This window comes from Stygiolobus sp. CP850M (assembly GCF_037389425.1).
Taxonomy (GTDB): Archaea; Thermoproteota; Thermoprotei_A; order Sulfolobales; family Sulfolobaceae; genus Stygiolobus.
Map to the genome: position 1 here is coordinate 114,922 of NZ_JBBHKR010000062.1, position 16,338 is coordinate 131,259.

Annotated in this window: 25 protein-coding genes; 15 read left to right on the forward strand and 10 right to left on the reverse strand. The window is 38.6% G+C overall.

Annotation, left to right across the window (positions count from 1 at the left end; all coding sequences use genetic code 11):
- Positions 1–44: 44 nt before the first annotated feature.
- Entirely contained in the window at positions 45–1,469 is a 1,425-nt protein-coding gene (gene glnA / locus WIW89_RS07100) for a type I glutamate--ammonia ligase (RefSeq protein ID WP_337720253.1), read from the forward strand.
- On the opposite strand, the gene WIW89_RS07105 is transcribed toward glnA, so the two are convergent.
- The 4 genes from WIW89_RS07105 to moaA all read right to left on the reverse strand — a co-directional run bounded on the left by WIW89_RS07105 (position 1,466) and on the right by moaA (position 5,143).
- Positions 1,466–2,401 carry a DUF7343 domain-containing protein gene (locus WIW89_RS07105; RefSeq protein ID WP_337720254.1) on the reverse strand — a complete coding sequence of 312 codons (936 nt, stop codon included), beginning with the start codon at positions 2,399–2,401 and terminating at the stop codon, positions 1,466–1,468. The two genes, glnA and WIW89_RS07105, sit on opposite strands and share 4 nt — an antisense overlap.
- A 23-nt stretch (positions 2,402–2,424) precedes the next feature.
- The gene (gene folE / locus WIW89_RS07110; RefSeq protein WP_337720255.1) at positions 2,425–3,048 is read right to left on the reverse strand and encodes a GTP cyclohydrolase I; all 624 of its coding nucleotides are present in this window, start codon (positions 3,046–3,048) and stop codon (positions 2,425–2,427) included.
- 75 nt (positions 3,049–3,123) lie between these two features.
- A complete protein-coding gene (locus WIW89_RS07115; protein WP_337720256.1) occupies positions 3,124–4,215 on the reverse strand; it encodes a M24 family metallopeptidase in 1,092 nt (363 codons plus the stop codon).
- A complete protein-coding gene (moaA, locus tag WIW89_RS07120; protein WP_337720257.1) occupies positions 4,193–5,143 on the reverse strand; it encodes a GTP 3',8-cyclase MoaA in 951 nt (316 codons plus the stop codon). The genes WIW89_RS07115 and moaA overlap by 23 nt, the downstream gene beginning before the upstream one ends.
- A 36-nt stretch (positions 5,144–5,179) precedes the next feature.
- On the opposite strand from moaA, the gene WIW89_RS07125 reads away from it, so the two are divergent.
- A complete protein-coding gene (locus WIW89_RS07125; RefSeq protein ID WP_337699346.1) occupies positions 5,180–5,380 on the forward strand; it encodes a hypothetical protein in 201 nt (66 codons plus the stop codon).
- Here WIW89_RS07125 and WIW89_RS07130 read toward each other — a convergent pair.
- From WIW89_RS07130 to WIW89_RS07150, 5 genes are read right to left on the reverse strand one after another with little or no spacing between them, the layout of a single operon-like run.
- Positions 5,352–6,020: a hypothetical protein gene (locus WIW89_RS07130; protein WP_337708768.1), complete on the reverse strand. Its 669-nt coding sequence runs from the start codon at positions 6,018–6,020 to the stop codon at positions 5,352–5,354. The genes WIW89_RS07125 and WIW89_RS07130 overlap by 29 nt on opposite strands.
- Before the next feature lie 6 nt (positions 6,021–6,026).
- A complete protein-coding gene (locus WIW89_RS07135) occupies positions 6,027–6,173 on the reverse strand; it encodes a hypothetical protein (RefSeq protein ID WP_337699341.1) in 147 nt (48 codons plus the stop codon).
- A gap of 37 nt (positions 6,174–6,210) precedes the next feature.
- Positions 6,211–7,101 carry a cysteine synthase family protein gene (locus WIW89_RS07140; protein WP_337720280.1) on the reverse strand — a complete coding sequence of 297 codons (891 nt, stop codon included), beginning with the start codon at positions 7,099–7,101 and terminating at the stop codon, positions 6,211–6,213.
- Between the two features lie 39 nt (positions 7,102–7,140).
- Positions 7,141–7,371, reverse strand: coding sequence for a sulfurtransferase TusA family protein (locus WIW89_RS07145; protein WP_156005391.1), 231 nt, complete (start codon positions 7,369–7,371; stop codon positions 7,141–7,143).
- Positions 7,368–7,763, reverse strand: a complete 396-nt coding sequence (locus WIW89_RS07150) for a DsrE/DsrF/DrsH-like family protein (protein ID WP_337699338.1) — start codon at positions 7,761–7,763, stop codon at positions 7,368–7,370. Before WIW89_RS07150 ends, WIW89_RS07145 begins: the two co-directional genes overlap by 4 nt.
- 55 nt (positions 7,764–7,818) lie before the next feature.
- Here WIW89_RS07150 and WIW89_RS07155 point away from each other — a divergent pair, with 55 nt between their 5' ends.
- Together WIW89_RS07155 and WIW89_RS07160 are read left to right on the forward strand one after the other, a co-directional pair.
- Positions 7,819–8,814, forward strand: a complete 996-nt coding sequence (locus tag WIW89_RS07155) for a DUF711 family protein (protein ID WP_337720258.1) — start codon at positions 7,819–7,821, stop codon at positions 8,812–8,814.
- Positions 8,815–8,876: 62 nt separating this feature from the next.
- Positions 8,877–9,926, forward strand: coding sequence for a phosphate signaling complex PhoU family protein (locus WIW89_RS07160; protein WP_337720259.1), 1,050 nt, complete (start codon positions 8,877–8,879; stop codon positions 9,924–9,926).
- On the opposite strand, the gene WIW89_RS07165 is transcribed toward WIW89_RS07160, so the two are convergent.
- A complete protein-coding gene (locus WIW89_RS07165) occupies positions 9,923–11,092 on the reverse strand; it encodes a nicotinate phosphoribosyltransferase (RefSeq protein ID WP_337720260.1) in 1,170 nt (389 codons plus the stop codon). The two genes, WIW89_RS07160 and WIW89_RS07165, sit on opposite strands and share 4 nt — an antisense overlap.
- A 62-nt stretch (positions 11,093–11,154) precedes the next feature.
- On the opposite strand from WIW89_RS07165, the gene WIW89_RS07170 reads away from it, so the two are divergent.
- From WIW89_RS07170 to WIW89_RS07220, 11 genes are all read left to right on the forward strand, one after another.
- Positions 11,155–11,616, forward strand: a complete 462-nt coding sequence (locus WIW89_RS07170) for a 30S ribosomal protein S19e (protein WP_337708761.1) — start codon at positions 11,155–11,157, stop codon at positions 11,614–11,616.
- Positions 11,617–11,629: 13 nt separating this feature from the next.
- A complete protein-coding gene (locus tag WIW89_RS07175; RefSeq protein ID WP_337699328.1) occupies positions 11,630–11,977 on the forward strand; it encodes a DNA-binding protein in 348 nt (115 codons plus the stop codon).
- Positions 11,974–12,129 carry a 50S ribosomal protein L39e gene (locus WIW89_RS07180; protein WP_337699325.1) on the forward strand — a complete coding sequence of 52 codons (156 nt, stop codon included), beginning with the start codon at positions 11,974–11,976 and terminating at the stop codon, positions 12,127–12,129. Before WIW89_RS07175 ends, WIW89_RS07180 begins: the two co-directional genes overlap by 4 nt.
- A 196-nt stretch (positions 12,130–12,325) precedes the next feature.
- The gene (locus tag WIW89_RS07185; RefSeq protein WP_337720281.1) at positions 12,326–12,568 is read left to right on the forward strand and encodes a 50S ribosomal protein L31e; all 243 of its coding nucleotides are present in this window, start codon (positions 12,326–12,328) and stop codon (positions 12,566–12,568) included.
- Positions 12,565–13,236, forward strand: coding sequence for a translation initiation factor IF-6 (locus WIW89_RS07190; protein ID WP_337708758.1), 672 nt, complete (start codon positions 12,565–12,567; stop codon positions 13,234–13,236). Before WIW89_RS07185 ends, WIW89_RS07190 begins: the two co-directional genes overlap by 4 nt.
- A complete protein-coding gene (gene rpl18a / locus WIW89_RS07195; RefSeq protein WP_337699321.1) occupies positions 13,236–13,496 on the forward strand; it encodes a 50S ribosomal protein L18Ae in 261 nt (86 codons plus the stop codon). Before WIW89_RS07190 ends, rpl18a begins: the two co-directional genes overlap by 1 nt.
- A gap of 5 nt (positions 13,497–13,501) precedes the next feature.
- On the forward strand, positions 13,502–13,948 hold the full coding sequence (gene pfdA, locus WIW89_RS07200) for a prefoldin subunit alpha (RefSeq protein WP_337720261.1): 447 nt from the start codon (positions 13,502–13,504) through the stop codon (positions 13,946–13,948).
- 216 nt (positions 13,949–14,164) lie between these two features.
- Positions 14,165–15,127, forward strand: a complete 963-nt coding sequence (ftsY, locus tag WIW89_RS07205; protein WP_337720282.1) for a signal recognition particle-docking protein FtsY — start codon at positions 14,165–14,167, stop codon at positions 15,125–15,127.
- A 35-nt stretch (positions 15,128–15,162) separates the two neighbouring features.
- Positions 15,163–15,342 carry a SecE/sec61-gamma family protein translocase subunit gene (locus WIW89_RS07210; protein WP_337708756.1) on the forward strand — a complete coding sequence of 60 codons (180 nt, stop codon included), beginning with the start codon at positions 15,163–15,165 and terminating at the stop codon, positions 15,340–15,342.
- A gap of 9 nt (positions 15,343–15,351) precedes the next feature.
- The gene (locus WIW89_RS07215; RefSeq protein ID WP_337699315.1) at positions 15,352–15,810 is read left to right on the forward strand and encodes a transcription elongation factor Spt5; all 459 of its coding nucleotides are present in this window, start codon (positions 15,352–15,354) and stop codon (positions 15,808–15,810) included.
- A gap of 12 nt (positions 15,811–15,822) precedes the next feature.
- Positions 15,823–16,335, forward strand: a complete 513-nt coding sequence (locus WIW89_RS07220; RefSeq protein ID WP_337699314.1) for a 50S ribosomal protein L11 — start codon at positions 15,823–15,825, stop codon at positions 16,333–16,335.
- Positions 16,336–16,338: the final 3 nt, after the last annotated feature.

A 16,338-nucleotide genomic window follows, 5' to 3' on the forward strand; every position in this document is an offset into this window, starting at 1 on the left:
GACGCAATATCTTTTTTAATAGATTTATCGAATATGTCCTTAACATGCCAGAACTACCAAAAACACCCTCCGAAGCACTTGAATTCTTAAAGAAGAATAATATAAAATGGGTAGATCTTCAGTTTACAGATCTACCTGGAAGACTACAGCATATAACCATTCCTGCTGAAGAGTTCACTGAGGAGTCCTTTAAGACTGGATTCGGTAAACTAGACGGAAGCAGTATAAAAGGCTTTACTACAATTTACGAAAGTGACATGGTTTTGAGGCCGGTTGCTTCTACAATGGCTCTAATACCGTGGACACCTGGTGTAGCTAGAGTTATTACTGAAGTTCATTGGGGTGGGGGTAAGGGAAGATTTGAAAGAGATCCGAGAAATATTGCTGAAACCGCTGAGAAACACCAAGAGAATGAGGGATATGTAAGCTTCTTTGGTCCTGAGCTAGAATTCTTCATATTTGATAAAGTAGAGCTTGATGCTGCGTTACCTCAGAGTGGAACAGGTTACAAAGTATATGCTAGAGAAGCTCCTTGGTCTAAAAACGGAAGTTTTGTAATAAGGTATAAAGAAGGATATTACCCAGCTCCACCGGTAGATCAAGTAATGGATATAAGACTAGAAGCTATAAACACGTTAGTAGATTACTACGGATTCTATATTGAGGCGACACATCACGAAGTAGCTACAGCGGGACAAGGAGAAATAGATTTCAGATTCTCTATAATGGTAGATACAGCTGACAAAGTACAAACACTAAAGTACGTCGTTAAGAACGTAGCTGCTAAGCACGGCATGGTAGCCACATTCATGCCCAAACCCATTTATGGTGATAACGGAACCGGAATGCACACACACTTTAGCCTATGGACTAAGGATGGAAAGAAGAATTTAATGTATGATCCTAATGACGAATATGCAGAATTAAGCCAGATAGGCAGGTATATTGTAGGTGGATTGTTAGAACATGGAAGAGCGTTATCAGCAATAGTGTCTCCTACAACTAATAGTTATAGAAGACTAATACCGGGCTATGAAGCTCCAGTATACTTAGTGTGGAGCAAGTCTAACAGAAGCGCGGCAATTAGAATTCCAGCTTACTATAAAGGAATGGAGAAGGCAAAGAGACTCGAATACAGACCTCCAGATCCGTCCTCTAATCCTTACTTAGGATTCGCCGCGATGCTGATGGCTGCTTTAGATGGGATCAAGAAGAAGATTGACCCAGGTGATCCAGTGGACGAGAACATATATCATATGAGCGAGGAAAAGAAGAAGCAGTTGAAGATTAGAGAACTACCTAGATCATTAGATGAAGCATTAGATGAGTTAGAGAGTGATAGTGAATTCCTAAAGCCTGTATTTAATTCATCATTACTCAGTGCTTACATAGATTTAAAGAGAGAAGAAGCAAAAGTAATGCAACAATATCCACACCCGATGGAAATATATTATTACTTAGATGTCTAAGGCAGTAATATACCACTTTTTCTCATATTTCTTCTTATCTCATTTAAGTCTAAATAAGAGTCGAATACGTAATTTTCTGCAGATTTCTTTAGTACTTGATAGTCAATGTTAACTATCGAAGAGTAATCTTGTATCCATCTGTCCTTATGAGATAGGAAAGAGGCAAAAGCTTGCTCATATATCTCTTTAAAGTATTCCGAGTCTAATCCGTTTCTAATGGCGAACGTGCAGCAATGAAGTGGTTCAAATGTATGAATTATTCTGAAACCTTCATTGGAAAGGATAGTTACGTAAGGCTCCCAAATAGACAACTTTTTAACTTCCTTCTTCCTCATAGCGTTTATCATATCTTCAGGACTAGAGAACTCTATGAGAGAAGCTTCAGGATCATATAATAGAGACCAGAACTCCATGCTTGATAACGATGTCGTCGCAATGTAATTACAAGAGGGCTCCCCCAATATAGCTCCTCCGCCCTTAGCACCTCCTGCAATGATCTTGAAGTTATTGAAAATTTTCTGAAATAGGAGTTGTGTCACTACGGGTGATAATGCCATATCGAGCTTTCCCGTAGAAAGGTCTTTAGTCACTTCCAATCCATTGTTATAGACTTTGACATCTACGTTATAACCTCTGTCTTTTAAAAGTTTTATAAAGGGAATGATGAAGGGGTATTCAGCAGCCTTTATGATACCTAATGTTAGGAATTTTCTGGAGGAGAGTCTGACTATAAGGTTTCTTCCAGCTAACTTCTTTCTTTCTATTATTCCTTTTTTCTCAAGTTCTGTTAATATTTCCGAGACCCTGCTTTTTGAAATACCCGATAAATTAACAAGATCAGATTGTTTTAACTCTCCATATTTTCTTATAAGCTCTAGAATTAATGAGTAACTATTATTGCTATAAGTAGTAATTTTATTATCGTTACTCATTCAACATAAAAAATTGTCTTTTCCTATAATAAAGTTGATCTCTTTGACGTTTCTAATAGCCTGAATACGTAGTTTCTTAACGAAGCGTTGTTCTTAAACACTCCTCTAGTGGCTACCGATGTTAGAGTTGCTTCTTTATCTTTTACCCCCCTAACGTAAGCACACATGTGTATTGCATCTCCTATAACCATCACTCCCTTAGGCTCTATATCACTGGACATAATCGCATCTGCAACTTGCTCAACTAATCTCTCCTGAATCTGTAGTCTCGCCGCGTAATAATTAACTATCCTTATAATTTTGCTGAATCCGGCAACTTTTCTGCTCTGCCCTACAATATACGCTACATGAATTTTACCTATGAAAGGCAACATATGATGTTCGCATAAAGAAGAAAAAGACACGTTCTTTACCAATACTATTTGATCCTCTTCGCTACTTCTTCCGTTTTCTTTTAACGAAAAGACTTTAATGTTAGGTTGCGGAGACCTAATGCCGGAAGTCATTTCCAGCAACGCCTTAGCTACTCTTATAGGCGTTTCCCTAAGTCCTTCTCTATCCGGGTTTTCGCCTAGTAACTCTATTATTTCTCTAACTCTTTTTGCAATTTCTTCAACTAATTTCTCTTGGTCGAGTGTTTCTTCCATAACAATAGATTGATTGCGTATGTTAAAATAAAAAGTTTGGTTCAAAAAAATTTGTTACACCATAAAAAGTTCGATTTACAAATACTTATAAACAGTTTCTAAGACTATTGCTTTCTTTTTAGTAACTATTACAGTGTCTTCAATTCTCACTCCGAACTTCCCCTTCAAGTAAATACCCGGCTCTACTGTGATCACCATATTCTCCTTCAAAACGTCGTTAGAAGTAGGGGAGACAGCAGGGAATTCATGAACTTCTATCCCGACTCCGTGTCCCGTAGAATGAATGAAATACTTTCCGAACCCCGCTTTCTCAATTACCCTTCTCGCCGCTAGATCTACTTCAGAAGCCTTTACCCCCTCCCTAATTGTGTCTATAGCTTCCAATTGTGCTTGTAGCACAATTTCGTAGATCTTCTTAACCTCCTCAGAATTCCCTTTAATGAATGTTCTGGTGCTATCAAAGCAATAGTTACGGTACCTAGCCCCTATATCAACTACCGCGTTATCGTTTTCCTTTATTGTTTTATCACTTGGTACGTGATGAGGGAATGCTGAATTTTCACCGAAAGCCACTATGGAAGGAAACGCATAATCTTCTGCTCCTTCATTCCTCATTGTCATATCTATTAGTCCTGCAACTTCTCTCTCTGTAATACCTGTGTTCTGGATTTTTTCGCTACCTATTCTCATTGCTGATGTAGTTATATTCCCTGCCTTCTTTATGAGTTCTAACTCCTCGTCCTCCTTTATCGCTCTCTTCATAGCTAGTTTTTTCGATATATCTATATAATCCCCAATCTTTTCCTTGAAAGAGAGGTAAAAAGAACTGGAAGAATTTTGCATATCTATTCCTACTTTCTTAGGTGGATTTATTTTAGCGGCAATAGCGTCAATTAGTCCTCCTTTAAAAACCCTCTCTCCTATCAACGAGTAACTGTAAGGTAGTACCTCTATCTTATCACCTACTTTAGCCTCAGCTCTGTTCTTTTCGAGGACTGGTACTATCAAAGTGGGAACCCCGTCACAATATACTAACGCTACGGCATTTCCTATATCGGTCGTGATGTAATCGTAACCGGTAAGATAGAAGATTGTGGCACCACTTAATACAACACTACACTGTACTCCTTCTTCTTCCATAATCTTATCCAACTTGTTTAATCTCATACTTGTTCACTCCGAATAGGAAATTAGGCTCTCTTATTGATATAGCTAACCTATAAGCATCTCTCAGCGCGGATATTTTCTCCTCCTCTGTATAATTACCTCTCAATATATCTATTATGTCTACACTTCTGTCCTCCTTATACAAACAAGTCTTTAGCTTACCGTCTACTGTTAATCTAATTCTGTTACATCCTGCACAGAAGAAGGGATTAGCATAAGGTCTGACCACTTCAACTTTAATCTTGCCGTATTGATATCTCGGTCTGTTATGTTTATTCCTAGTACCTAGGAATTTTCCTTTTTCCTTAAGAGTTTTCTCGATCTCGTCAAGGGATACATGGTAATTAAAGGACTCTTTACCCAGCCCTACTGGGTGTAGCTCAATCAAGTGTATCTCGTCTACTCCCAGATTCTCAGCGAGTTCAATAACTTTGAAAACCTCACTAATGTTTTTCCTCGTAACGACAAAGTTCAACTTTATTGGCTTTAAACCTACTTTGTTACATTCTTCTATACCCTTCACAACTTTCTCGAAGCCATTAACTCCAGTTATTTCCTTGAAAAGTTGCGAGGAAGTCGAGTGCAAACTTATATTAACTCTATCCAGTCCAGCCTCTTTGAGTTCTCTGGCGATCTTTTCTAAGAGAAATCCGTTAGTAGTCATTGAAACTTCTTCTATTCCTACATCCTTTAATTTCCGTATGATCTCTACAATGTCCCTCCTGAGAGTAGGTTCTCCTCCGGTGAGTTTCACGGCTTTTATACCGAATTCTTTCCCGACTTTGGCAACTAAGGATATCTCCTCAGCTGTTAACTCACCACCGTCATTTCCCTCACCTTCCATATGGCAGAAAAAGCATGAGAAATTACATACATGTGTAAGCGTAACCCTTAAGTCCTCAATCGGCCTCCCGTATCTGTCCTTCATTACTTTTTTATTCTAATTCTGTCCTAATAAGTCAGGATGAAAGAGCTTCTTTGTCCAAAATGCAATATCAGGATGGATTTTATAGGTGAAGCTGAAAGTACTAGCGACGGCAAAAAAGTAGTAAGATATTTTTACAGATGTCCTGCATGTGGAACACGAATAAACGACGAAGAAATAGTGATCTCTAAGAATGAGAGAAACGGAGTGACTATAAGTATTTCTCAACAACTTTTCTGAACGTAGAGAAGTGGAGGAAAGGCATCAAACTTATAAGTCCGATAGCTTTTATTCCTAGAAGTTCTTCAGCTTGTTCCTTAGGCAGTTCGTAATTAGAGAATAAAGTCTCAATCGCTTTTCCGAAAGTAAGAGGATCCTTTATAAAAGTATAAGCTGTGGAAAAAGAAAGGACAAGCAAGTCCCAACTTCTAAGAGAAATATCCGTGGAAATAATCGCTTGCTCAGCGTCGATAACCGCAATTTTTCCTTGAACTGTAATAAAATTTTCCAACTTTGTATCACCCATAACAAAACCCTCATTGTGTATGTGGCGTAAAGCCTTTCCAAGTTTTTCGAAATGATCTAAATTCCTAATTTCTTCTCCTTCTAAGAACTCTCTGTAAACGCATGTCTGTTCCATATCGAAGTCTATTACTTTAGGTGTTATTATCTCCCTCCATCTATATGTAAAGAAATTTAACTCTCTGTTCATTCTCTCTTCTGGGTTTGAGCTATAAGGATAGTTCCTGAATGATGGTGAGATAAAATACCACTTGAAACTCGTGGATGAATTGTAACACTTCATTACTAGTTTCTGATTTTCTACCGTAACTATCTTCGTCTGCACATAAATGTCTTTGAAGAAATCTTCCAGTCGCATTATATCTTAAACTATAGCTTTTATTCTTATTAATTCGCCGTCGTCATATACCTCTTCTTGTTTCAGCTTAGAAATTTCTCTTATATCTATATTTCTGGGAGAAAAATCCAATATATCTCCATTTTTGTTTAAAATTATTATGATCTCTGTCACGGGATTAAACTTTAGGGGTATTTCCTTAAAAAACTAATTACACATATTGTGAGAGCTCATTAATGTATTTAAACGCATCATCAGGAAATATAAGAACAGTAGCCTCGGTATCGTCTATTAACCCTAATTTCTTAAAAGCCGCAACTGTAGCTCCAGCACTTAAACCTATCAGAATACCGCTCTTTCTAGCTACCTCCTTAACTCCCTCTACAGCCTCTTTTAAAGTGACATCAACTAGCTTGTCTATTTTAGTCATTTTCAGGAATTTATTATCAGGTGTAACTCTCTTTATACCCGGAATTCTTTCCCCTTCTGCTGGGTTAACTCCTATTATCTCTATTTCATCTCCTTTCTTTTCCTTAAAATACTTGGCTATACCGACTAAATGTCCTGCTGTTCCAGCCGTGGCTATAATTCTCCTCAAGTTAATCCCGGCATTGGTACACTGTGCTTCAATTTCTTTAGCGGTAGTCTCGTAGTGAGCCACCACATTAACTTCATTATTGAACTGGTCTAGATGTGTATACCCTCCGAAGGAGCTAAGTCTTTTCACTAAAGGCAGCAAATCGTTGGTTGAAGAACCTGCTGAGATTACTTCTGACCCCAGCAACTTCATCAGTACTGGAAAGGCTGAAGGTGCAGTAGAAGGGACGAATACAGTAAACTTCACGTTGTAAATAGCTGATAACGCTGATAACGCTATACCGGTATTGCCAGATGTAGCTTCAACAAGGTGCTCTGTTTTCCTTTTTAGTGCTTCTTTGAAAAGAAAGAGTGCAGTCCTATCCTTTATGCTGTGACTTAATGGGTTATAAAATTCGAGTTTGGCCCAGACGTTATTTCCTATATTTAACTTAAGAAGGGGAGTAGGCCACATCCCTTCCATTAGTTCTATTGCGTTTGTGAATACGTGGAACTCCTTTGACACAATATTGACCGCCAATTATGTTTAATTTTACTATCAAATTTAAGCATTATTATCTCTCTTTACAACTTTCATCCTTATTACGAATTTGCTACCCTCTTTACTCCATCCCAAATACTGATTGTTAGTCTCTCTACACCACTTCTCTAATTCCGTCACAGCAGCTTCCCACTTAGTTTTGACTATTATTTCCTCACCGTCTTTAGCCTCTCTGAAAGCCCTTAAGACGTTTACAAGAACTACTGGGCAAACGTCCTCACTATCGATTATCATAGGGACAACACCACCTCGGATTCTCTTGCTTGGGTTAAAAACGTAATACTTCCTGAAAGTTTTACACCATCTTTAAGGTCTTCCTTACTAGCCCCTATAACCTTAAGACCTGCTTCGTCTACGTAAAACTCCACACCCTCTTTTATAGCATCATCAAGCATTTTCTCAGCATCGGTTATCTTAAGCCTTCGCATCTGAAACTTTACGTAGAGCCTAGCAAAAAAGGGCATATCTAACTTAGGTTTGGAGGACTTTAAAAAGAGAGCTACTGCTTGAGAAACCACAAAGACCTTAACTTCCCAGTTTAAAGCCCTAGCTGATAGTGCTAGAGTCAAAGCATGATATAGCGCGTCTAAATTGTTGTTAGACAGTAAAATTGTAAGCCTAGGCATTCTAATTGATCATTTTCCCAGTAAACTAAAATATTTGTCAAGCATAGATGGACACATGAAGATAAGAGCCCTCACTATTTTCTTCGTTTCAGAAGATATGGACAAGTTAGTTAAATATGTAGATCAGCTTCAAAACATAAAAGACGAAGTAGTATGGACGAAAAGAATAGCGTTTCCCCCTGAGCTAAAGGACTTAGAGCGTAAAGTAAATCAAATACCTTCGGGAAAAGGTATAATTTATTCAATCATACACAGAAGAGCTAAGGATGAACTGAGAAGTATCGCGGACTTTTTATCTACCGATAAATCGTTCTATGCTTCCGTGTTACTTAATGACAGTAAATATATTGACGACGTTGCACAATTAGTATATTCGTTAGACCCCGAAATTGCAACAAGAGTAGCGATACTCGTAAACGAGGAATTCCTAACCACGCCTTACTTTCCAGTTGGTAGCGCTAACACGATAAACGACTCTTTATCTTCCTCGCTAATTTATGTTAGAGAATTCGAGGAGAACAGAGCGGAGAGAGTTCTAGCATTTGCTGACGAATACAGTAAAAAAATAAGCAAGGAAATAGGAATAAGGTATCTAGGTATAGATGCTTCTCTGTCCCCATGGATGGAAGAGAGCACTGGAAGACTAATAGAAAATCTTTCCGGGGAGAAGATGTTCTCTTTCGGACAGCTGTCCACGGTTGCGAATATAAATAGGAGGATATTCGAGTTAGTCTGGAGGCTAAAAATAGCTCCGATAGGTTTTTCTGAACTTATGTTGCCCGTAGCTGAAGATAACGTTTTGATGGAAAGAGTCAGAGAAGGTTCTTTAACCCTATCTCAGTTAATGGCTTTGACTTCTGTTTGTGTTGCTGGATTAGATATGATAGCGGTGAAAAAAGACATAGAATTATACAAAAAGATCTTAAGAGATTCCATGGCAATCCAGTTTACTAAAAGAAGACCTTACGGAATTAGAATTATTCCGTCTACTGGTGAAGGAGAAATTTACCTTAAAGAGTATGGCAAAATACCCGAGATTAAAATAATCTGATACACATTTAAACTACTTTTATAAACTTTACAAATATATATAACATAGACTAGTGAGTAAAAATGGAGGTTCGTAGAGTTCAGAAATTCGGTAAATCGACACTTATGGTATCATTACCTGCTGAATGGGTAAAAGAGGTAGGATTATCACCAGGGGAGAGTGTATACTTAGAGGTAGATGAAGACGGAAGCCTGAAAGTATATCCACCAAATATGAAACTACAAAACGCAACTAAAGAGGTGAAAGTGCTTCTTTCAAACAATATAATGCCCGAAATAGTCACGAGGATAATTTACGGTTTGTACATTCTTGGCTTTGACAAGATCGAGATAGAGAGCAAAGACAAGCTGTTTAGTGAAGACATACTGAGAAAGGTGAAAGAAGCAGTAAGAAGTCTAATAGGATATGAAATTACGGTTCAGAACGTGGATTATATTCAAATACAGTCCTTCTTGGATCCCACGAAATACACCATGACAAGCTTACTTAACAGGCTAATTAACAACCTGAAGCAAATGCTCCATTACTTAAGCCTGGGTATAAAGGAGGGTAGTAGGACATTCCTGCAAGAAACAATAGAGTTAGAAAAGGAGGTTGATAGACTTTATTATCTAGCTCTAAGGCAATTAATCCTTTCACAATCTAATCGTAGCTTGGCTTACATGATAGGTGTTAAAAGGATACAGCTTATAGGAAATAGAATATTAATAAAGGCGATTGAGGAGTCCGCTGATGAAATAAGCGAAGCTGCTACTGACTTGTTGACTCTCACACCTCAGGAACTTGAAGAAGTCAAAAATTACTGGAACAACATGTTCGACTTAATAGAGCAGTCTACAGCAATAATAGACCATACTATGAAAGTCCTTGCCAAAGAAGACGCTAAATTGATAAACGAGACTATGGAAGAACTCAGAACCCTCAGGAGGGTTTTAATAAGCGAAGCTACAAACATAGAGAATTCAACTTCTAATATAAAGAACTACAGGATACTGATAGCTATAAGGACAGTTAATCTGAGATTATATAACGCTATCAGAAGAATGGAACCCATAGTTGAAATAGCATTTAATAGAAGCTTAGAAAATACTAAGGAAATAGTTATAGATTAATTAGGAAGCTTTTTTAGCTGTTCCAGAACGTATTCTCTTATTTCTTTTGCAGACGGTAGATCAGTAATTATCTTACCCCTTTCCATTACCTTTTTCAACAGTGGTTTACACTCTGGTCTTGGAGGTTGTACGTCGAGTAATGTAATTACATCTGTATCTGGAGTATCTCCGCATCTGTACACTTGTTTTGCTCCAGGCCATTTTCCTCTTTTAGTGAAGGGTATCCACTTACCGTTTTCGAACTTTTCTACAATATCGGCGCTGAAATCAACACCTTCAGGTGGATTAGCTATACTTGTTCCGACACCGAAGCCATCAACTATATCCCTTAATTGTATAATATCATCTTCATCTATTCCACCGCTAACGTATATCTTAACGTTAGTAAAACCGTGAATGTTAAGAGTCCACCTAACCTCTTGAACTATCTTCCTAAAATTCCCCCTTCTACTTGAAGGTGTATCTAACCTGATTCCATACAACTTATCCTTGAGTAACTGAGCTGCCTTTAGTGCTTCGGTTCTCTCGTCTTCAAAAGTGTCGGCAAGTATTATTCTCGGTACATCAGGTGGCATTGCTTCGTGGAAGGCTTTCCACGCCTTTACGTTATCACCTACAGACAGCATTAACGCATGAGGCATAGTTCCCGACGGTTTTACGCCTAAAGTTTTTTCATTAAAGGCTCCCGATACGCCATCGCAACCTCCTATATAAGCAGCCCTATCCACCATCGGCGCTATAGCCGGATGAACCGCCCTTAATCCGAAGAATAAAACTGTCTTGTCTAATGCCAGTCTCTTTATCCTAGCTGCCTTTGTAGATATGCTTGAGTAATGTCTTAAAATCCCGAGAAAAGCTGTTTCATAGACACCGAAATCTAAGTAGTTACCTTCTATTATCATAACTGGTTCAATTTCCTTAAAGAGTGTACCTTCAGGCATCGCGTAGACAGTTACATCTTTTCCTTCAAGGAGGTTTAACACTTCTTCTAGCCCGGTAAAAACTGCCCATTGGTAATCCTTAGGGAGGCCATAGGAGTGTATTTCCATTCTAACTTTGACTTCCTTAAATCCTAAATGCTCTAAAGTCCTTACGGCTCTATCGAAATAAACGTCAGTTATTTCGCCCTTTAGTATCGAAGCCTCATCGGCTATGTAAAATCTCATTATCCATCGAAATTAGAAAGTCAGATTAACTTTTAAACCTTAAATGAGTGATTAGTAGGCGTATGATAACTGTAAATATGGTTCCAGCCGACGAGCTGATCAAAAGGCTCAGTGAGTACTTAAAAGAGAACGTTAAGGAGTTACAACCTCCAGATTGGGCTCTATATGCAAAAACAGCTAGCTTCAAAGAAAGGGTTCCGGATAACCCAGAAAACTGGTGGTATATAAGGGCTGCTTCATTGCTCAGGAGAGTTTATATGCAACAGCCTTTAGGAGTAGGTGAGACGAGAAGGATTTATGGAGGATTAAAGAGGAGAGGGACTAGGCCACCTATATCAGTAAGAGGTCCTGGTCACGCTAACCGCCTCATATTCCGTCAGCTTGAGAAAGCCGGGTTAATTGCTAAGACGAAACAAGGTAGAGTTCTCTCTCCTAAAGGAAGGTCGCTTTTGGACAAATTATCATACGAAATATTTAAAGAGCTGGCTGAGAAAAGAACTGATTTGAAAAAGTATTTAGAGTAATTAGGTGATTATTATGAGTGACGAATACGATGAAGAACTACAAGAGTTATTAAGAAGGAAGGCAGTAGAGCAACAAAGAAAAGTTTTAGAAGAACAGCAAAGAAAAGCCGAACTTGAAGCCAAGAAAGAAGCAATCTTACGAGTTATATTAACACCAGAAGCTAGGCAAAGATTAGCAAACGTAAAGCTCGTAAAGCCAGAAATAGCTGAAGCTATTGAGAATCAATTAATAGCCTTAGCACAAGCAGGGAGGATTCAGGCTCCTTTAACTGACGAGGAGTTAAAGGAAATTTTAGCACAACTCACCTCTCAAACTAAAAAAGATTTCAAAATAACAATTAAGGAAAGGGGATGGAAATGAGTAAGCACAAGCCTTTAGGTAAAAAACTGAGGCTCGCAAAAGCGATTAAAAGTAACTCAGCCATTCCGGCTTGGGTAGTTTTAAAAACTAATGCTAAAATCAGATTTAACCCTCTTAAAAGAAATTGGAGAAGGAATAGCCTGAAGGTGTAACGAGATGACTGAACAAAACAATCAGGAAGTACAAGAAGTTCAAAACCAACAAACCACTACTCAACAGCAGGTAGAACAACAACCCCAAAAACAGACCGAGGTTAAGCAAGAGGTACAACAAGAGAAGAAAAGTGAGAAGAAGGAGCAAAAAACTGCCGAGAAAAAGAGGGCTAAGAAAGAAAAGGACAATTTCGAGATGGTAGTGAACTTCAGAAGAGCATTCATGGGTAGAAGAAACGTGAGGGCTAGAAGGACACTCAACATGATCAGGAGCATTGTCAAAAGACATTTTGATGCGGAGAGGGTCATAATCGATCCAATACTAGCTAGAGCAGTATCTACTAACGGTAGGGATAAGATTGTGAGAAAAGTAAGGATAAATGTTAGAAAGGTAGGGGAAAAGATATATTTAGTTACTCTCGCACTTAAGAGTGAATGAATTTAGACAAGCTTTCAATATTCGGGACAGATAATATAGGAATATACGTTTTTACTAATGATAAGTATACTATTTTACCCAAGGTAGATGACAGACTAGTTCTAGATAAGATTCAGGAAGTTTTAAAGACTGAGGTAATCCAGACTACAGTGGCTAAGAGCGTACTTGTAGGCATCTTGGTCTCCGGTAACAACGACGTGATCATTCTGCCCAAGACCATTACAGACGATGAGTACCAAAGCATAAAACAACAAGCCAAAGATGTGAGAGTTGAGATCTTAGATATCAAGCCTACAGCATTAGGTAACATAATACTCATGAACTCACATGCTGCTTTATTGTACAAAGAACTGACAGACGTAGAGGTAGAGAAGATTAGAAAAGTTGTTCAAGTTGAAGCCGTGAAGAGGGGTAGTATAGCTAATATAATCACTGTGGGTTCAGTAGGAGTCGTAACTGACAAAGCTGGGTTAGTCCACGTAGACGTTACAGAAGAGGAATTAACAGAACTGTCCGAATTCTTCAAGGTGAAGCTGGATACGGGAACTGTTAATTTTGGAAGCGTCTTTATAAGAAGTGGACTAATTGCAAACAAGAACGGAGTCCTTGTTGGCTCGTCCACTACCGGACCAGAGATTTTAAGAATCCAAAGAGCATTTAATGATTGATGTCCGAGATCAAAATTTTCATGGTCAGAGGAACGGCATTATTTAACGAGTCTAGATTTCCCACAAGGCAAAAATTCGTTAAGTACATAAGGGCATTAAACGAAAAACAAGCACTAGAAAAAATATACAGTGATTTCGGAAGTAAAAACAAGATTAAGAGGTATAACATTAGAATCGAGGAAATAAGGGAGGTCAAACCTGAAGAGATAAACGATAAAACAACAAGAGATTTAGTAAAGTTAGAAAAGATAATATTGTGAGTGGCATGAGTGAGAGAGAACAAAGTGGACAAATAGCCATAGACGTAGGGGCTCTTTACCAGCAAGCGGTGGAACTTAAAGAGTATATAGATACTCTCCAGAAAACCTTAACCGAGGTCTTAGACTCAATTGAGTCAGTTAAATCCTCAAAAAGTGCAATAGATGAGATAAGTAAAGGTAATCAGGAGTATATAATGATCGGAGATAGGAAAGGTAATGTCATGTTTAAGGTGAGTAATATAAACAACGTGAAAGTAATAGTCCACTTAGGAATGCAGTACTTTATAGAAGTAGATCCGCAGACTGCAAAGAAAATACTAGACGATAAAGAAAAAGAACTAAACGATTATTCTAAAGCTTTACAAGCCGAACTGGCTAAATCAATAGAGGCTTATAACCAGCTTGCACAAGTTCTATCCGCTATCCAAGCCCAAGCTCAAACAGGTGGATAATTTTGTTTCGATAAATTAAAGAAAGCACTTTCTAATTTTTTAGGTAAAGTAACAGGAAAAGAGGAAGAGGAGAAAAAACCCGAGCAGGAGCAAAAAGTTGGAATCCAACAGAATGTCCAAATCCCCCAAGAAACAGCTCAACAGAAATCAAAAGAAGATCAAAAACCTCCACAAGAAGCAAAGCCTCAACCTCTTCCTCCCCAACCCACTGACCAAATCCCTCAACCCAATACTCAGTCTCCTCCGCAATCCGTAACGGAAAAACTTAAAGACGAAAAGAAGGCTGAGGAGAAGTCTAAATCACGTTTCTCTTTCTTCGATTTCCTCAAATATAAGACTATAAAGGAGGATGACATAGCAGAATTAATTGAAGAATTTAGATACCAACTTCTCGAGGCTGACGTCTCCTACGAAGTGTCGGAAAAGATACTAGAAGACCTGAAAAACTCCCTAGTAGGAAAGAAGGTTAGTAGAAGCGAGGAGATAGAGAAAATAATAACAGATTCTCTAAAAAAATCTATAGAAGAGATCCTTACAAAAAACAGAGGCTTCGACTTGGTAAAAGAAATAAAAAGCAAAGGTAAGAAGCCTTACGTGATTGTCTTCTTCGGCGTAAATGGTGTTGGAAAAACCACGACAATAGCTAAAGTAGCGTACATGCTGAAGAAAAACGGTATTAGTTCCATTATAGCTGCGTCTGACACCTTCAGGGCAGCTGCTCAAGAACAACTGGCTTATCACGCACAAAAGCTCGAAATACCCCTAGTTAGGGGGAAATACGGTGGGGATCCTGCTGCAGTCGCATTTGACGCCATAAATTCTGCAAAAAGCAGAAACATAGACGTGGTGCTAATTGACACTGCGGGAAGGATGCACGTTGACGCTGACCTAGTTGAAGAGCTCAAGAGGGTTGTAAGAATAACAAAGCCGGACTTAAGGATATTAGTCCTTGATTCACTTGCTGGTAACGACGCTCTTGAACAAGCTAGATATTTCGAGAATAATATCGGCTATGACGCAGTAATACTCACTAAAGTGGACGCTGACGCAAAAGGAGGAATAGTTTTGTCATTAGCTTACGATCTTAAGAAACCCGTGATCTACTTGGGAATAGGACAAGAATATGACAGTTTAGTTCCCTTCGATCCGGACTGGTTTATAAAGAGAATATTTCAGTAGTTAAAGTTAAAATTATGGTCAAAAACTATCTACATATGGCATTGTTAGAGTCCCTTAAAAAACTCAAGGACGATTGGAAATTGATAACCAGCGTAGCTAAAAAACCTGACAAGGATATGTTAAGCTACAGCATTAAGCTTACACTACTTGTAGTCGGAGTTGTCGGGATCCTCGCGTATATAATACAACTTTCCGTTACCCTAATTATAAAATAGGTGAATATATTGGAAGCACCAAGATTCAGGAACTATTACGCAGTAAGAGTTACGGCTGGTCAGGAAATAAACGTAGCCTTGATGATCGAAGAGAGGATCAAAACAAATAACGTTAAGGAGATTTATTCAATTATTGTCCCGCCCAACGTCAAGGGTTATGTCATTGTAGAAGCCTCTGGTCCACATGTAGTAAAACTGGTAGCTACTGGCATAAGACACGTAAAAGGAGTAGCCCATGGATTAGTCCAAAAAGAAGATGTAGTCAAATTCGTCTCTAAGACCGTTGCAATACCTACTGTGAAAGAGGGCGATATAGTAGAGATTGTGAGCGGCCCTTTTAGAGGTATGCAAGCGGAAGTAAAGAGATTAGATAGTGCAAAGAATGAAGTAGTTTTAAATATTTTAGAATCATCATTTCCTCTTCAGGTTACAGTTCCCCTTGACCAAGTCAAACCCGTTAAAAAGTAAGGTGATAAGCTTATGCCCACAAAGTCAATAAAAATCGTAGTTGAAGGAGGAAACGCAAAGCCGGGCCCACCACTGGGTCCTACGCTCTCACAACTAGGACTAAATGTAGGTGAAGTTGTAAAGAAAATAAATGAGGCAACATCTCAATTCAAAGGCATGACAGTACCTGTAGCTATAGAAGTTGACACTTCCACCAAGAAATATGAGATAAAGGTAGGTGTTCCAACCACCACATCCTTACTTCTCAAAACTGTAGGTGCTGAAGCACCTTCTGGTGACCCCGAGCACAAGAAGATAGGGAACTTAAAGATGGAGCAGATAATCGACGTAGCAATAAAGAAGAAGCCGCAGTTAACAGCTAAGACCCTAAAGGCTGCAGTAAAGAGCATTCTAGGGACTGCGAGATCAATAGGAATTACAGTAGAGGGTAAAGATCCAAAGATGGTCGTAAAAGAAGTAGAACAAGGTAAGTATGATGACTTATTAACCAAATATGAGCAAAAATGGAATGAGGTAGAAGGGTGAAAT

What these genes read in the sequence shown, in the direction of transcription:
- WIW89_RS07150 (WP_337699338.1), bottom strand. Translation starts at nt 7,763, where the DNA reads ATGCCTAGGCTTACAATTTTACTGTCTAACAACAATTTAGACGCGCTA.
- WIW89_RS07190 (WP_337708758.1), top strand. Translation starts at nt 12,565, where the DNA reads ATGAATTTAGACAAGCTTTCAATATTCGGGACAGATAATATAGGAATA.
- rpl18a (WP_337699321.1), top strand. Translation starts at nt 13,236, where the DNA reads ATGTCCGAGATCAAAATTTTCATGGTCAGAGGAACGGCATTATTTAAC.
- WIW89_RS07175 (WP_337699328.1), top strand. Translation starts at nt 11,630, where the DNA reads ATGAGTGACGAATACGATGAAGAACTACAAGAGTTATTAAGAAGGAAG.
- WIW89_RS07125 (WP_337699346.1), top strand. Translation starts at nt 5,180, where the DNA reads ATGAAAGAGCTTCTTTGTCCAAAATGCAATATCAGGATGGATTTTATA.
- WIW89_RS07185 (WP_337720281.1), top strand. Translation starts at nt 12,326, where the DNA reads ATGGTAGTGAACTTCAGAAGAGCATTCATGGGTAGAAGAAACGTGAGG.
- WIW89_RS07170 (WP_337708761.1), top strand. Translation starts at nt 11,155, where the DNA reads ATGATAACTGTAAATATGGTTCCAGCCGACGAGCTGATCAAAAGGCTC.
- WIW89_RS07210 (WP_337708756.1), top strand. Translation starts at nt 15,163, where the DNA reads ATGGCATTGTTAGAGTCCCTTAAAAAACTCAAGGACGATTGGAAATTG.
- WIW89_RS07115 (WP_337720256.1), bottom strand. Translation starts at nt 4,215, where the DNA reads ATGAGATTAAACAAGTTGGATAAGATTATGGAAGAAGAAGGAGTACAG.
- WIW89_RS07105 (WP_337720254.1), bottom strand. Translation starts at nt 2,401, where the DNA reads ATGAGTAACGATAATAAAATTACTACTTATAGCAATAATAGTTACTCA.
- WIW89_RS07220 (WP_337699314.1), top strand. Translation starts at nt 15,823, where the DNA reads ATGCCCACAAAGTCAATAAAAATCGTAGTTGAAGGAGGAAACGCAAAG.
- WIW89_RS07165 (WP_337720260.1), bottom strand. Translation starts at nt 11,092, where the DNA reads ATGAGATTTTACATAGCCGATGAGGCTTCGATACTAAAGGGCGAAATA.
- WIW89_RS07160 (WP_337720259.1), top strand. Translation starts at nt 8,877, where the DNA reads ATGGAGGTTCGTAGAGTTCAGAAATTCGGTAAATCGACACTTATGGTA.
- glnA (WP_337720253.1), top strand. Translation starts at nt 45, where the DNA reads ATGCCAGAACTACCAAAAACACCCTCCGAAGCACTTGAATTCTTAAAG.
- moaA (WP_337720257.1), bottom strand. Translation starts at nt 5,143, where the DNA reads ATGAAGGACAGATACGGGAGGCCGATTGAGGACTTAAGGGTTACGCTT.
- WIW89_RS07130 (WP_337708768.1), bottom strand. Translation starts at nt 6,020, where the DNA reads ATGCGACTGGAAGATTTCTTCAAAGACATTTATGTGCAGACGAAGATA.
- WIW89_RS07180 (WP_337699325.1), top strand. Translation starts at nt 11,974, where the DNA reads ATGAGTAAGCACAAGCCTTTAGGTAAAAAACTGAGGCTCGCAAAAGCG.
- WIW89_RS07145 (WP_156005391.1), bottom strand. Translation starts at nt 7,371, where the DNA reads ATGATAATCGATAGTGAGGACGTTTGCCCAGTAGTTCTTGTAAACGTC.
- WIW89_RS07155 (WP_337720258.1), top strand. Translation starts at nt 7,819, where the DNA reads ATGAAGATAAGAGCCCTCACTATTTTCTTCGTTTCAGAAGATATGGAC.
- pfdA (WP_337720261.1), top strand. Translation starts at nt 13,502, where the DNA reads ATGAGTGAGAGAGAACAAAGTGGACAAATAGCCATAGACGTAGGGGCT.
- folE (WP_337720255.1), bottom strand. Translation starts at nt 3,048, where the DNA reads ATGGAAGAAACACTCGACCAAGAGAAATTAGTTGAAGAAATTGCAAAA.